Genomic DNA, 13,337 nt, shown 5'->3' on the forward strand with positions numbered 1-13,337 from the left:
CAACTGCTGCGGCCCGTGCTGCGGCCGGTGATGCGCGTGTTGTCGTTGCGCACGATCGTCATCGTGGGTGCGTTGTCGGTGGTGGTCACCGTCATCACGCTCGGGACCTGGGTGTGGATCGGCGTCACCAACGATCAGTACAGCCAGCTGGACCGGCGCCTGGATTCACTGAGCAGCCTCGGTGATGTCAGCACGCTGCTCACCGCCACCAAACAGGGATCGGCGGACAAGGCCATGCCCGACGACGGCGGTCTGGTCCGTACCGCGCACATCGGCGGCGTCAGTGTCTCGGTTCCCAGCGACATCGTCCTGCCTCGGCTGGAGAACGGGTACACGAACACCACCATCGACGGGGTCGAGTACCGCGTGCGCACGTTCACGGCGGGCCCGGCGACCATCGCGCTCGGGGCGCCGCTGGCGGAGACACAGCGCCGGATCGATGAACTGCACCTGCGGGTGTTGTTGATCTGCGGCGGCGTCATCGGCAGCACCATCGTGGTGGGTTGGATGATCTCGCTGGTGATGATCACGCCGTTCCGCCTGCTGGCCCAGCAGGCCCGTGCCATCAACGCCCAGTCCAAACCCGATGAGGTGCAGGTGCGCGGTGTGCGTGAGGCCGTGGAGATCGCCGAGGCGGTCGAGGGCATGCTGGCGCGCATCGGCAACGAGCAGGAGCGCACCAAGGCCGCGCTCGAATCGGCTCGCGATTTCGCCGCGGTGGCTTCCCATGAACTACGGACCCCGCTCACTGCGATGCGCACCAATCTGGAAGTGCTGTCGACCCTGGACATGACTGACGACCAGCGCAAGGAGGTGATCGGGGACGTCATGCGCACACAGAGCCGCATCGAAGGCACCCTGACCGCCCTGGAGCGGTTGGCTCAGGGGGAGTTGACCACTGTCGAGGATTTCGTGCCGATGGATGTCACCGAGTTGCTCGACCGTGCGGCACACGACGCTCTGCGGACCTATCCGGGCTTGCGCGCCACGCTGATGCCGTCGCCGACGGTGTTGATGCTGGGCATGCCAGCGGGTCTGCGGCTGGTGATCGACAACGCCATCGCCAACGCCGTCAAGCATGGTGGTGCCACCGAAATCCGGCTCAGCGCAGTCAGTTCGGCCGATGACGTGCAGATCGTGGTCGACGACAACGGTTCCGGGGTGCCCGAGGCCGAGCGAGCCGAGGTGTTCGAGCGGTTCGCCCGCGGATCGACGGCGTCGCGGTCGGGATCCGGGCTGGGTCTGGCTCTGGTGGCGCAGCAAGCCGAATTGCACGGTGGCACAGCTGCTTTGACGGAGAGCCCGCTGGGGGGTGCGCGGCTGCTGCTGCAGCTGCCGTTGACCCGGCGGGTGGAGGACGCCCCCTTCTGAGTTCAGCGCTGTGCGCCGGCGACGTAGTCGGCACCGCCGATGTAGACGGTGTCGCCCGAGGTGACCGGTTCGAGCGCAGCGACGACGATCGCGCGGGCGAACTCCTCGACCGAGGGCAGCGCTCCGTGAAGCGTCCGGGCCGCCACCGCATCCGGGTCGCGACGGGCCAGCAGTCGCACGATGATCGTGCCGTCGATCATGTCGCCGGACACCACGACGAACGACACCCCGGCGTCGTCGAAACGGGACTGCTTCGCGCGCAGTGCGTCCTCGCCGGCGCGCTTGCTCGCGGCGATGGGCAGGTAGTCGGCGGGAACCGGCTGTTGTCCGTGGAAGTGGGCCTGGTGGCTGGTGACGAACACGATGCGGCCGCCCGGGCGCAGGAGTGGCAGCGCAAGCTCGGCCAGGCGTACCTGGGCATCGCGATTGATCCGCATCGGATAGCCCGCGTCGGCGCCGATTTCGAGACCGCCGGAAGCGTTGAGTACCAACATGTCCAGCCGGCCGAACGTATCCGCGACGTGTCGGATCAGCTCGGCCGTCGCCTCCGGATCGCTGAGGTCGGCACCCGCAACTGATCCCTGGCCGCCCGCTGCCGCGATGGCATCGACGATCGCGCTGGCCCGCTTGATTTTCTCGCGGTAGTTGACGATCACGTGCACGCCGGCCGCGCCGAGTTGGTGGGCCACCTCGGCGCCGATCCCACGTGCTGCGCCGGTGACGAGCGCGACCTTCATGACTGCCCTCCGTGCTTCTGATTTAGAACCAATATGATGGTTCTAAATGAGAAGCGCAAGTGGGCCCGAGTTTGTTCGCCGTGGTGATGATCCGGCGAATGCGCCGATGCTGGCGGTCATGGAGCTGCTGGGGCAGCGCTGGGTGCTCCGGGTGATCTGGGAGCTGGAGCCGGGGTCGCTGGGCTTCCTTGAACTGCGCCGACACATGGGCAATTGCTCGTCGAGCATGTTGTCGGAACGGCTGCAACAACTCGTGGCGGCCGGACTGGTCGTCAAGAACGAAACCGGGGCATGGGAACTCACAGTCGCCGGTGCCGGGTTGGGGGCGGCGCTGTCGGGTCTGTGGGACTGGGCGGAGTCCTGGAAGGCGGGGGAGGCTCAGCAGTCCTGAGCCGGGGACCTTTCCAGTAGTTCGTCGAGGAAGCCCGCCGCCTCCTGCCCGGCACGTTCCACATCGCCGGCCGCGATCGCGTCGACCAGATCGTCGTGGGGGAACATGCCGCCGGGGCCCGCGCTTGTCGTCGCGACGCTCGCGGTGATCGCCTCAAGGAGCCCGCGGTAGATCTCGACGAGCACCGGATTGTGCGACGCCCGCACGACGGCCAGGTGGAATTCGGTGTCGGACTGGGTGAACTGTGCGTGGTCGGTGGTGTCCGCATGCGCCAGGTGAGTGCGGAGTTCGGCGAGGTCCGCCTCGGTGCGCGCGACGGCGGCCAGGCGGGCTCCTTCCACCTCGAGGCAGCGCCGGACCTGCAGCACATCGCGCAGTTCGGACCCGCACAGTCGGCGCAGGGCTGCCGATACCTCGCTGGTGGCGCGCACGTAGGTGCCGTCGCCCTGGCGTACTTCGAAGATGCCGTTGTGTGCCAGGGCGCGGATCGCCTCGCGCACAGTGTTGCGCCCCACGCCGAGGGCTTCGACCAGCGCAGGCTCGGTGGGAATCCGGCTGTCGACCGGCCATTCGCCCGAGGTGACCAGCGTGCGCAGTTGCTCGATCACCTGGTCGACCAGGCCCGTGCGTCGCGTTGTGGCGAGCGGCACTCTAAAGTCCTTTCATCCAATCATGGGATGTATGGCATCATAGCCGGGTGAGTAGGACCCTGCGCAATAAAACCCTGAACAGCTACGAGCACGATCTGGAGCTCGAGCTCGATGGTGCCGTAGAGGTCCGCCCCGCACAGATGGCGGCGGGCGGCGCCCTGCTGGTCGTGGCGGTGATCCTGACCGCGCTGAACCTGCGCCCGGCGATCACCAGCATCGGACCGGTCCTCGGGGAGATGCGCGAGTCGCTCGGTGCCTCCGCTGTCTGGGCCGGGCTGCTGACCACCCTGCCCGGGCTGTGCTTCGCGGCAGCGGGGCTGACCGCGCCGTGGCTGGCCCGCCGGATCGGGTTGGGGCGGGCGATCTCGGTCGCCCTGGTGATTCTGAGCATCGGCCTGGTCGTCCGAGTGCTGGACGGGCCGTACGTGGTGGTCGGCGGAACGCTGGTGGCCACCGGCGGTATTGCGCTGGTCAACGTGCTCATCCCGGTCGTGATCAAGGGTTCATTCCCCGCTCAGGTAGGTCTGATGACCGGTGTCTACACCGCGGCCCTGCAGGGCGGCGGGGCCCTGGGATCTGCGGTCACCCCGCCGCTGGAACCCCTGCTCGGTGGCTGGCGGGGGGCATTGGGCTCCTGGGCCTTGGTGGCCATCGTCGCGCTGCTGTTCTGGCTGGTGGGCGCGAGGGGAATCAGCACGGCCCGCACTGAAGCAGCTTCGTCGGGAACGGCCGGCCGGTCGCTGCTGCGGAGCCCGTTGGCCTGGACGATCACGTTGTTCTTCGGCTGCCAGTCGTTCCTGGCCTATATCGTCATGGGCTGGCTGCCCGAGGTGTTCATCGACAGCGGGGTCAGCAAGACCGACGCCGGCCTGCTGCTCGGGTTGGTGTCCATCCTGGCCGTCCCGATCAGCCTGATCGTTCCGCCGCTGGCGGCCAAGCAGAAGAACCAGAGTGGCTGGATCGTGGGACTCGGCGTGGTCGGGATGATCGGCATGATCGGACTGCTTGTCAATCCTGGTGCGGCGCCGCTGCTGTGGAGCTTCTTCGTGGGCATCGGGATGAGCGTGTTCTCGTTGGCGCTCACGGTGATTGCGTTGCGCGCGCGCAACGCCGAGGACACCGCGCGGCTCTCCGGGATGGCGCAGGGCTTCGGCTACCTGCTGGCCGGTGTGGGTCCGTTCTCGTTCGGGCTGCTTCACGACATGACCGCGGGCTGGACGGCGCCGTTTGCCATGGTGCTCATCATCTATCTGGTGCAGATGGTGGCGGGTGCGCTGGCCGGCCGGAACCGATACGTCTGAGCCACAAGCTCGGTTTGTGATGCCACAACATTGGGGTGCCTACCGGTGATCGGCGGCAGCCACCAGCATTGGTGAGGTGACCACCTACGCAGCCGCCTACACAGCGGAGAGGCCGTTCCACACCGCCTTGCTGGCCGAATTGGACAGTGCGGGTTCGCTCTTCCGCCACATCACGCCGAACTGGTTCGCCTCGGTGATGGGGACCGGAATCGTCGCGACGGCCGCGGCCACCCTGCCGCTGCACCTGCCGGGACTACACGAATTCGCCACTGCGGTATGGATGCTCGCCGCCACTGTGCTGGTAATCCTGACCGCAGCGTTCGCCACGCACTGGATCCGGCATCGGGAACAGGCGAAAGCCTATGCCGCACATCAGGTGGTGGGACAGTTCTACGGCGCGCCGGCGATGGCGCTGCTCACGGTCGGAGCGGGCGCGTTGCTGCTCGGGCCCGGGGTCATCGGCCCGTCCGCGGCGCTGGCCCTCGACGTGGCGCTGTGGATCGTCGGCACGGCGCTGGGATTGGTTGTCAGCCTGTGGCTTCCGTTCGCGATGATCACCCGCGAGGATCACACCGATGTGGAGGCGGTGCCGGCCTGGATGATGCCGGTGGTTTCGCCCATGGTCTCGGCCTCCACTGGCGCCCTGCTGCTGTCGCACCTCGGGCCGGGGCAGGCGGGGATGACCTTGCTGGTGGCCTGTTACGCGATGTTCGGCTTGAGCCTGCTGGCCGGCCTGATCACCACCACCATGGTGTACTCGCGGCTCATGCACGGCGGCTTCAGCCAGGTGCAGGCGATTCCCACGGTGTGGATCGTGCTCGGCGTTGTCGGACAGTCGATCACCGCGGCCAATCTGCTGGCCTCCCATGCCGGGTCGGTACTGACCGATGCGGCCACAGTGTCGGCGCTGCATGCCTTCGGCATCGTGTACGGCCTGGTGATGGGCGGTTTCGGAGCGTTCGTGTTCTGCCTTGCGACGGCGCTCACGGTGCACGCCGCGCGGCGCGGATTGTCGTTCAGCCTGACCTGGTGGAGCTTCACCTTCCCGGTGGGCACCTGCGTGACGGGTGCGACCGCGCTGGGTGCCGCCACCGGTGCGGCGGCCATTTCCTGGCTGGCTGTCGCGCTGTACATGTTGCTGCTGGGTGCGTGGGCAACGGTGGGTGCCAACACCGCTCGTGGGTTGCGGTCCGGCCGGTTACTGGGCCGCTGACGTCAACGCGTCGAGGCGATGTGGCTGAGCAGGTCGCGCACCGCGCCGGCCGGCGGGGTGCGGCCTCCCGACCAGATGGCACGCAACTCGCGACGCAGATCCAGCCCGGCGATGGGCACCTCGCGCAGCCGGCCGAGCGTGAGGTCGTCATCGACGGCCAACCGGCTCATCACGGCCGGTCCGGCACCGGCCAGCACCGCGGCGCGCATCGCTGCCGCCGAGGACAATTCGATCGCGGGATCGGCCTGCCGGCTCGACGGGCCCAATGCGGAGCGCAGCGCGGAACTGAGCGCTTCCCTTGTGCCCGAACCGGTTTCTCGTGACACCAGCGCCGTGTCGTTGAGTTCGGCGGGACTGACCGGGGCCGATCGGCGGGCCCACTTGTGATCCGGGGGCACCACGGCGACCAGCTCGTCATGGGCGATCACCCGGCTGCGCAAACCGGCAGGCGTACCCGGGGATTCGATGAAGCCGAGGTCGGCCGAACCGTCGTGCACCGCGGCGATCACCTGGTCGCTGTTGGCGGCGGTGAGGATGACCTGTGGTGCCGTGGCGTTACGGCGCGCGGCATCGGCCTGTAGCGACACCAACCACCGCGGCATGAGTTGCTCGGCGATGGTCAGGCTGGCCGCGACGGTGATTCGGCTGTGGCTTTCGCTGCGCATCGCGGCCAACCCGGCGTCCACCCGCCCGGCGACGTCGAGCAATTGGTCGGCCCACTCGGCGACGACCGCACCGGCCGCGGTCAGCTGCGACCCACGGGGGCTGCGCTGCACCAGCCGCACTCCGGTCTGCGATTCGATCGAGGCCAGCCGCGCGGACACCGCCTGCTGAGTGAGACCCAGCTCACGCCCCGCGGCTCCGAGGCTGCCGGTACGTGCGATCGCCAGCAGCACTTCGAACGCTGCGAGCTCGGGCATCCGGGGGCTGAGCGGCATGCCCAGGATCGTAGGGCGTGGTCACAAATCGCGGTTGTGATTGCAGCGGTTGTGGCGCTGAACGGGACGTGGTGTAGCCTGACCGACGTGACTATCGGTGTGTGTGCCAGCTATTGGCGCTTTATCGAGGCTCCGGGCGGAGCCGATAAAGCGCAGCACTAAGCACGCATCCACCCGGAGCCCAGGCAGTGACCATCGGTCGCTGCCTTTCGTCATTACAGGGCGCCGGAACCTTTGCCAGGTGCCCACCACCAGGAAGGCATCTGAAGATGAACTTGGCGCAGATCGCCAACGCCCCCGCCACATCGGACCGTCGGGTCCGCAGTTTCAGCGCGATTCCCAGCCCGCACGATGTGCTGACCGAATTCCCGCTGGGGGAGCGCCGTGCGGAGCGGGTGGCCCGCGACCGAGATGAGATCGCCGACATCCTGGCCGGTCGTGACGACCGCCTGCTGGTCGTCGTCGGCCCGTGTTCGGTGCACGATCCCGCGGCCGCGCTGGAGTACGCCAGCCGTCTGGTCAAGGTGGCCGATGACCTGAAAGATCAGCTCAAGATCGTGATGCGGGTGTACTTCGAGAAGCCGCGCACCACCACCGGTTGGAAGGGTTTGATCAACGACCCCGGCATGGACGGCACTTACGATGTCGCGCGTGGCCTCCGGGTGGCCCGTCAGCTTCTGCTCGACATCATCGACATCGGCCTACCCGTCGGGTGTGAGTTCCTGGAACCGACCAGCCCGCAGTACATCGCCGATGCCGTGGCGTGGGGCGCGATCGGCGCCAGGACCACCGAGTCGCAGGTGCACCGCCAGCTGGCATCGGGGCTGTCGATGCCGGTCGGGTTCAAGAACGGCACCGACGGCAACATCCAGGTCGCGGTCGACGGTGTGAAAGCCGCTGCCGCCGAGCATGTCTTCTTCGGTATGGACGATATGGGCCGCGGCGCCGTGGTGAGCACCGCAGGCAATGAGGACTGCCACGTGATCCTGCGCGGCGGGACCGACGGACCGAACTACGGAGCCGACGCGGTGGCCGACGCCGCAGCCAAGCTGACCGGTGCCGGACTGCCCGCTCGTGTCGTGATCGATTGCAGCCACGCCAATTCCGGCAAGGACCATGTTCGCCAGGCGTCGGTGGCCGCGGAGGTGGCCCAGCTGGTTCGGGACGGGCTGCCGATCAGCGGTGTGATGCTGGAGAGCTTCCTGGTCGCCGGTGCGCAGGCGCCCGAGGCGCGCCCGCTCACCTACGGACAGTCGGTCACCGACAAGTGCATGGATTGGGAAGTAACCGATCTGGTGCTCCGGGAGCTCGCCCGCCCGAGCTAGGATCTCTCACGCTTACCCGGCCTCGCCGCCTCCAGCGGGAACCTTGCGCCACACCGAGATGTGCTTGGGTGACTGCGAACTGAACGGCGTCCCGTCCCAATCTGCGACTCGACGTTCGAGTACGAGGCCGGCAATGTGTGCCATCAGGTCGAGCTCCTACGTCGACGCTCAGGCGCGCAGCGCGGTGTATATCGAGATGGAGCCACTGATGGTCCGCACCACTTCCGCCTCGCGGACGTGTTCGAACCCAGCCTCGGTGATCAGTTGGGGCAGCACGCCATCGGCGTTGGGCTGGGTGTCGGCGAACCCATCGGCAAGTTGCACGCCCCGGAAGGCCAGTCGCATGAGGGTACTTCGCTGCCAGCCGTAGTCCGCCAGCACCAACCGCCCGCCAGGCCGCAACACGGTGAACATGGAAGCCAGTATCGCCCTCTTCATGGACATCGGGCACTGATGCAGTACCAGGCTGGACACTGCCGCCGTTGCCGAGCCGCGATCTACAACCTGGGTTAAGTTGTCGCCCACGGCGACTCGCCAGTCCAAATCGGCACCCGCAGCCTCGGCCTTGCGTCGCGCCTGCTCCAGCATCTGGAGATCCGGGTCCGTTCCGATGATGTGGGCCTGCGGCTGCACGCGGTGCAGCAACAGCGCCAGCGATCCGGTACCACAACCCACATCGACGATCACGTCGTCGGTCCGCGGTGCGATATGCATACCGACCAGACTGCGCCACAGGCGTTCTCGCATCAGTGCTGCCACTGAATCGTAGAAGCGGTTGGGTGCGAACCGTCCCATGGCGGGCGTGAAGGATTTTTGTGTCATATCGTCACCTGGGAACACCGCACCGGCTCGAAGGCCTTGGTGATTCCGAGTCCTTTCAGATCGATCGGCGGCACCGGGGTGAGCCTTGTCCTGTCGGGATCCACCCGAAGTGCCAGTGATTCGTCAACCAGGATCTGGTTGGGCTCGGCTGCCCCGGCCAGGCGGTTCGCGAGATTCACTGCGGGACCGAAATAGTCGCCGGCGTGGGTCACAGCCGGCCCGAAGGCGAGCCCCGTTCTCATGGGCGGCCGCGACCATTCGGTGTGGGCGCTGATCGCCTGTGCAGCGTCCAACAGTGCCGACGGGGAATCGGCAACATACATGACCGCGTCACCGATCAGTTTGACTGCCCGGGCGCCCGATTCGGTGATGGTGTCAAATGTGTGAGATTGGAAATCGGTGATGAGATCGACCAGTTGGTCTTGGCCGACCGTGGTGGTGAAATCTGTGAACCCGACCAGATCGGTGAATCCTACTGCCAGGTCAGGATTGTCGGCGCAGGCGCGGGATGGGCGTCGACGGAAGGTATCCAGGTGCCGCCGCAGTATGTAGGCGACCAGCCAGTCGAGGTTGGAATCGAGCGTCCCGCGCTGCGGTCCTATGCCGTGTCCGATGAGCTCGAACTCCCGGTGGAAGCCGATCTCCGCCTCGGCGATCTCCGCGAGAAGAAGACTGAAGGTACGTGCCTGTTGCACGATGAGCTTGACCGCCTTGGCTTGATCAGGTGGCGACAGGGCGGCCAGGCCCTGCGTCGCGAGCTTGAGCGCACACACATCGTCATCGGAGAATGCCGCGTCGGAGTCATCCACGTTGACGTGGCCGAGTGCGCGCCATAACTGGTCGGCGATGTGGTGTGGAACTCTGGCCAAATCGGCGACCGCGTGCCCGTTGTGCCGCGGAGTGTTGAGTGTCATGACATCGCTGCTCGCTGATCGGGGGCCTCATCGGTGCTGTCTTGATCGAAATGGCAAGCACCACTGGCGTGGAAGGGTTCGGCCAGCTGCTGCAGATAAGGAGCGGGGTAGTTCGGCTTGGCCGCCATTCCGAGATCGTCGGAGGTGAATTGGCGGTCACGGTCGAAGGAGTAGGTGCGGTACAGGTGATCCCAGATCAACGTGAACAGGCCGAAGTTCACGTCACCGATGCCAGCCCATTTCAGGTGGTGGAATCGATGCCCCTCATTAAGGGCGAGGACCGAGCGCAGCGGACCGACCCGGTAGTCGACATTGGCGTGCTGGAGCATCAACTGAACGGCGACGCAGACGGCCAGCGCAGAACCGACCTGCACGGTCATACCCATGATGACCAGTGGCAACACGCTGCCGATCATCTCGACTGTCTGGTGCAGGGGGTGCTTCATCAACCCGTTGAGCCCGTAGAACCGCTTGACGCTGTGGTGGACTGCGTGCAGGCGCCACAACCAACCGATCCGGTGGCTGGCCAGGTGGATGGTCGTGGTCCCGAAGTCGGCGATCACGATCGCGATGAGCAACTGGACGACGAACGGCAGCGAACTGGGCCACCACTGGTGAAACGGCGTGATAGCAGCGAGGATCGGGATAACTGCGACGCTGGAAAGAATGAGGGTTTCGTTGACGACTGCGTGGGCGGTATCGCGGTGGGCGTCGTCGTGGGAGGTGTTCCAGTCGGCGCGGTAGGGCAATATGCGTTCGGCGGCAAACGAACTGGCGACGCCGATGGCGATGATGCCCACCAGCCACAACTCTGACGCGCTACGGGAGGCGAGATATGCGGCGGCACCGTTGAGCCCGAGAAGCATGAACGGCACATAGCCGTAACGGATTAACTTGGTCATGGTTCCAGCATCGCCGGTGATGGCCATCGGGTACTTGTACGAATCCGTCGTGCTCGGCGGCGGTCTCGAGGGTCTACTTGCTGTCTGTTGCGGGATAGGCGGTGCGCACAGCATCACGATCCACCGGCTGCGCATGCTCGATCAGGTCACGGACGATAGTTCTGAACTTGTTGCACTACAGACGCTGCGGGGCAAGATCGCCACCATCTAATTGCCGCTTGGCTTGCGGTAGCGGCCGCTGGGATCGCGATCCAACTTGGGCGGGTCGGTGGGGTCGAGTTCGATGAGGACGTCGTCGCCCGTGTCGTGTGGCGCACTGAAGACGACTACGCGTGCCCCCGCCAGCGGAACCCGGGAGTGATGGGCGACCATGTTGGCCCTCACCACCCGGCGCCCGGTTGGGGCCTCGAAGGCGACGGTCACGGTGAACTGGGGATCGTCTGCGGTCCAGCGCTTCCGGAACTCCACGTTGCGCAGCTCGCCCGGTGAGCGCACACCGTGCCGGCGCAAGGCCGTGAACCGGTCTTGGCGTCGACGGGTGTAGCGCACGCCGCGCCACGCCGCAACGGTGGCCAGCGCCGCGCTGGTCGAGCACAGCACACTGACCAGCGCCAGCACCCCACCGGTGAAATCTCTGAACCAGACGGCGGCGCCGAGCAATCCGACTGCGACACCAGACAGTGCAGGTATCAGCGCGATCCAGTTGCCGGTCCTGCGTTGCCCGAACGTGTCGCGGGCCTCGTCGGCGACGATGCTCGCGAGGAAGGCGGGCAGGTAGGAACCCATGATCGCCGCAATGCCCAGCCAGGTCGACGGTTCGTGGGACGGCATGCTGTGAATCCAGAATGCTGCTCCGGCGGCGATCGGTATCGACAGCAGGAAGGTGAGCACGGCGAAGAATCGCAGTGTTTCCGATGGTTGGGTGACCGGCACGGTGATGCGGCCGTGCTTCTCGACGGTGGAGAAGCACGGGAGCGTGCTCTCCCACGTGGAGGACTCGGTGGTGTCACTGGCCACGCGGTGCTCCCTAACTTCCCGGAATCACCAGTATTGTCATGAGTTCGCGGGTGGCGCCACCTACGGCCGGCCGATCCCTTGGGTTCTCACGAATTACTCACCGCCTCAACACGGATCGGTTAGGTATCGCCCTGGCGGTCTGCGCCGAGCGGGGTGTCGGTGTCGACCCGCCAGCTTCCCGGCATCAACGGGACCGTCGCGCCGTTTCCGAAGGTGTCGTCAACCAACGAGGTCATGCCGGCCGGTCCGGCGACGGTGGCATCCGTTGCAGTGCCGGTGAATCCGAGGTTTCCGGCGCCGCTGTCGGAGGTGCTCGTGGTGACGGCTTGCTCGGGCGGCGGTGCGGCGACACCGTCGGCCGTCATGAACTCATAGCGGTAACCGCGGTCCTTGGCGGTTCCGCCGCGTCGCTTGCGGGCCTGCGACCGTCGTTTGTTGATCGCGGCGGCCGTCGCAGCGGCCGCGGCAGACGCCCCGACGGAGTCGGAAGCCTTCGCTGTGGCGCTGTATTTCGACGTCGAGCCGAATCCGAATCCTGAACCCCCGCCCGGCACCGCATAGAGGGCGTTCTCGGCCCCGGCCGGCATCGGAGCGGGAGTTGAGGGTGCAGGGGCCGCGGGCGCGGAGGCGGGTGCCGTCGTAGGGGCGGCGCCGGCAGCGACCGAGGCCGGTGCCGGGGAGCCGGGCAACGCGGCAGCCGCGGGCTGCTCGGCGCGCGGGGTGATCTCCTCGGCCGGCGCCTCGATCGGAATGTCGTAGGCATTCGCCATCCCGACGATCCCGAGCAGTCCGAGCATGGCAGGGGAGGCCGCCGCGACCGCAGCCGCGTACAGCGGGGTGCCCAGCACCGCGAAAGTTGCCGCGTACGCACCCAGGAAGAAGACATTGATATAGGTGCTGAACAACAAGGACGGATCGGCAATGATCTCACCGAGGACCTGCGGAATCTTCCAGGGCTCGAGAATGAATTCCCTGAGCTGGTCGTACATCCCGTAGAAGTGCTCAGATTGACCGGCCAGCCAGTTCCCGATCGGGTCGTTTGCCTTGATCCACTCGATGAACTCCTCGTACGAACTGATCACGTCGCTCAAGCTGAGGGAAGAGCCCGATTCGCCGGCCCGGGCCACAGCGGCAGACTGCATCATCGTGGCCGACCCGGCACCTGCTTCCCCAACCCCCGGCGTCAGCAGTACCGGTGCCGCCGTGGACGGCGGTGCGGTCGCCACCGCAACCTCGGTGGATGCCTGGTAGACCGTCATGGTGGTCGCCGCCTGGATCCACATCCGGACGTAGTCGGCCTCATTGACCGCGATGGGGACGGTGTTGATCCCGAAGAAGTTGGTGGCCACCAGCACACCGAGGGTCGTGCGGTTGGCCGCCAGTTCGGCCAGCGTCGGCATGGCCGCCAGGGCGGCGGTGTACGAGGCCGCCGCGGTCTCGATCTGGGCGGCCACCCGTGCGCTACTCGCGCTCGTGGCGCCCAGCCAGGCCAGGTAGGACAGGTGTGCCGCCGCGTACCGCTCGGCGCTGGGCCCCTCCCACGCCCCGGCCTGCACCGTGCCCATCAGAGTGGTCAGTTCGGTTGCAGCCGAGGAGTATTCGGTACTCAGCGAGGTCCATGCTCCCGCCGCCGCCAGCAGTGGCCCGGCGCCCGGACCACTGCTGAGCAGAGCTGAATGCACCTCGGGCGGCAGCGCCATCCACACCGGGGCGGTCATCGCTGACCACCGAAGACGGGCGAAGTGGCGTCGTTTGC

General features: G+C 66.7%; 14 protein-coding genes. 6 read left to right on the top strand and 8 right to left on the bottom strand.

The features are described 5' to 3' along the window. Window positions 1–30: 30 nt before the first annotated feature. Window positions 31–1,371, top strand: coding sequence for a sensor histidine kinase KdpD (locus HBE63_RS08495; RefSeq protein WP_166909548.1), 1,341 nt, complete (start codon window positions 31–33; stop codon window positions 1,369–1,371). A gap of 2 nt (window positions 1,372–1,373) precedes the next feature. Here HBE63_RS08495 and HBE63_RS08500 read toward each other — a convergent pair whose 3' ends face one another. Beyond that, window positions 1,374–2,108, bottom strand: coding sequence for an SDR family oxidoreductase (locus HBE63_RS08500; protein WP_166904360.1), 735 nt, complete (start codon window positions 2,106–2,108; stop codon window positions 1,374–1,376). Window positions 2,109–2,154: 46 nt separating this feature from the next. Here HBE63_RS08500 and HBE63_RS08505 point away from each other — a divergent pair, with 46 nt between their 5' ends. Beyond that, window positions 2,155–2,499: a helix-turn-helix domain-containing protein gene (locus HBE63_RS08505; protein WP_166904361.1), complete on the top strand. Its 345-nt coding sequence runs from the start codon at window positions 2,155–2,157 to the stop codon at window positions 2,497–2,499. On the opposite strand, the gene HBE63_RS08510 is transcribed toward HBE63_RS08505, so the two are convergent. Further along, entirely contained in the window at window positions 2,487–3,149 is a 663-nt protein-coding gene (locus HBE63_RS08510; RefSeq protein ID WP_166904362.1) for a FadR/GntR family transcriptional regulator, read from the bottom strand. The two genes, HBE63_RS08505 and HBE63_RS08510, sit on opposite strands and share 13 nt — an antisense overlap. 47 nt (window positions 3,150–3,196) lie before the next feature. Here HBE63_RS08510 and HBE63_RS08515 point away from each other — a divergent pair, with 47 nt between their 5' ends. Together HBE63_RS08515 and HBE63_RS08520 are read left to right on the top strand one after the other, a co-directional pair. Beyond that, the gene (locus tag HBE63_RS08515) at window positions 3,197–4,450 is read left to right on the top strand and encodes an MFS transporter (protein ID WP_243858566.1); all 1,254 of its coding nucleotides are present in this window, start codon (window positions 3,197–3,199) and stop codon (window positions 4,448–4,450) included. Between the two features lie 76 nt (window positions 4,451–4,526). Continuing rightward, window positions 4,527–5,663, top strand: a complete 1,137-nt coding sequence (locus tag HBE63_RS08520) for a TDT family transporter (protein ID WP_243858568.1) — start codon at window positions 4,527–4,529, stop codon at window positions 5,661–5,663. A 2-nt stretch (window positions 5,664–5,665) separates the two neighbouring features. Here HBE63_RS08520 and HBE63_RS08525 read toward each other — a convergent pair whose 3' ends face one another. Then, window positions 5,666–6,601 carry a LysR family transcriptional regulator gene (locus tag HBE63_RS08525; RefSeq protein ID WP_166904363.1) on the bottom strand — a complete coding sequence of 312 codons (936 nt, stop codon included), beginning with the start codon at window positions 6,599–6,601 and terminating at the stop codon, window positions 5,666–5,668. A 269-nt stretch (window positions 6,602–6,870) separates the two neighbouring features. On the opposite strand from HBE63_RS08525, the gene HBE63_RS08530 reads away from it, so the two are divergent. Beyond that, complete coding sequence (locus HBE63_RS08530) at window positions 6,871–7,926, top strand: 3-deoxy-7-phosphoheptulonate synthase (protein ID WP_166904364.1); 1,056 nt, start codon at window positions 6,871–6,873, stop codon at window positions 7,924–7,926. Window positions 7,927–8,094: 168 nt separating this feature from the next. Here HBE63_RS08530 and HBE63_RS08535 read toward each other — a convergent pair whose 3' ends face one another. Genes HBE63_RS08535 through HBE63_RS08545 form a run of 3 tightly spaced genes read right to left on the bottom strand, consistent with a single transcriptional unit; the run spans window position 8,095 to window position 10,564 of the window. Continuing rightward, window positions 8,095–8,748, bottom strand: a complete 654-nt coding sequence (locus tag HBE63_RS08535; protein ID WP_166904365.1) for a class I SAM-dependent methyltransferase — start codon at window positions 8,746–8,748, stop codon at window positions 8,095–8,097. Next, window positions 8,745–9,662: an adenylate/guanylate cyclase domain-containing protein gene (locus HBE63_RS08540; protein ID WP_166904366.1), complete on the bottom strand. Its 918-nt coding sequence runs from the start codon at window positions 9,660–9,662 to the stop codon at window positions 8,745–8,747. Before HBE63_RS08540 ends, HBE63_RS08535 begins: the two co-directional genes overlap by 4 nt. Then, window positions 9,659–10,564 carry a sterol desaturase family protein gene (locus HBE63_RS08545; RefSeq protein WP_166904367.1) on the bottom strand — a complete coding sequence of 302 codons (906 nt, stop codon included), beginning with the start codon at window positions 10,562–10,564 and terminating at the stop codon, window positions 9,659–9,661. The genes HBE63_RS08540 and HBE63_RS08545 overlap by 4 nt, the downstream gene beginning before the upstream one ends. Before the next feature lie 19 nt (window positions 10,565–10,583). Here HBE63_RS08545 and HBE63_RS08550 point away from each other — a divergent pair, with 19 nt between their 5' ends. Further along, entirely contained in the window at window positions 10,584–10,775 is a 192-nt protein-coding gene (locus HBE63_RS08550; RefSeq protein WP_166904368.1) for a hypothetical protein, read from the top strand. Here HBE63_RS08550 and HBE63_RS08555 read toward each other — a convergent pair. Together HBE63_RS08555 and HBE63_RS08560 are read right to left on the bottom strand one after the other, a co-directional pair. Then, window positions 10,772–11,581 carry a hypothetical protein gene (locus HBE63_RS08555; protein WP_166904369.1) on the bottom strand — a complete coding sequence of 270 codons (810 nt, stop codon included), beginning with the start codon at window positions 11,579–11,581 and terminating at the stop codon, window positions 10,772–10,774. The genes HBE63_RS08550 and HBE63_RS08555 overlap by 4 nt on opposite strands. A gap of 119 nt (window positions 11,582–11,700) precedes the next feature. Next, a complete protein-coding gene (locus tag HBE63_RS08560; RefSeq protein WP_166904370.1) occupies window positions 11,701–13,299 on the bottom strand; it encodes a PPE family protein in 1,599 nt (532 codons plus the stop codon). Window positions 13,300–13,337: the final 38 nt, after the last annotated feature.

Origin of the sequence: Mycobacterium sp. DL440, assembly GCF_011745145.1 — a bacterium.
Lineage (GTDB): Bacteria > Actinomycetota > Actinomycetes > Mycobacteriales > Mycobacteriaceae > Mycobacterium.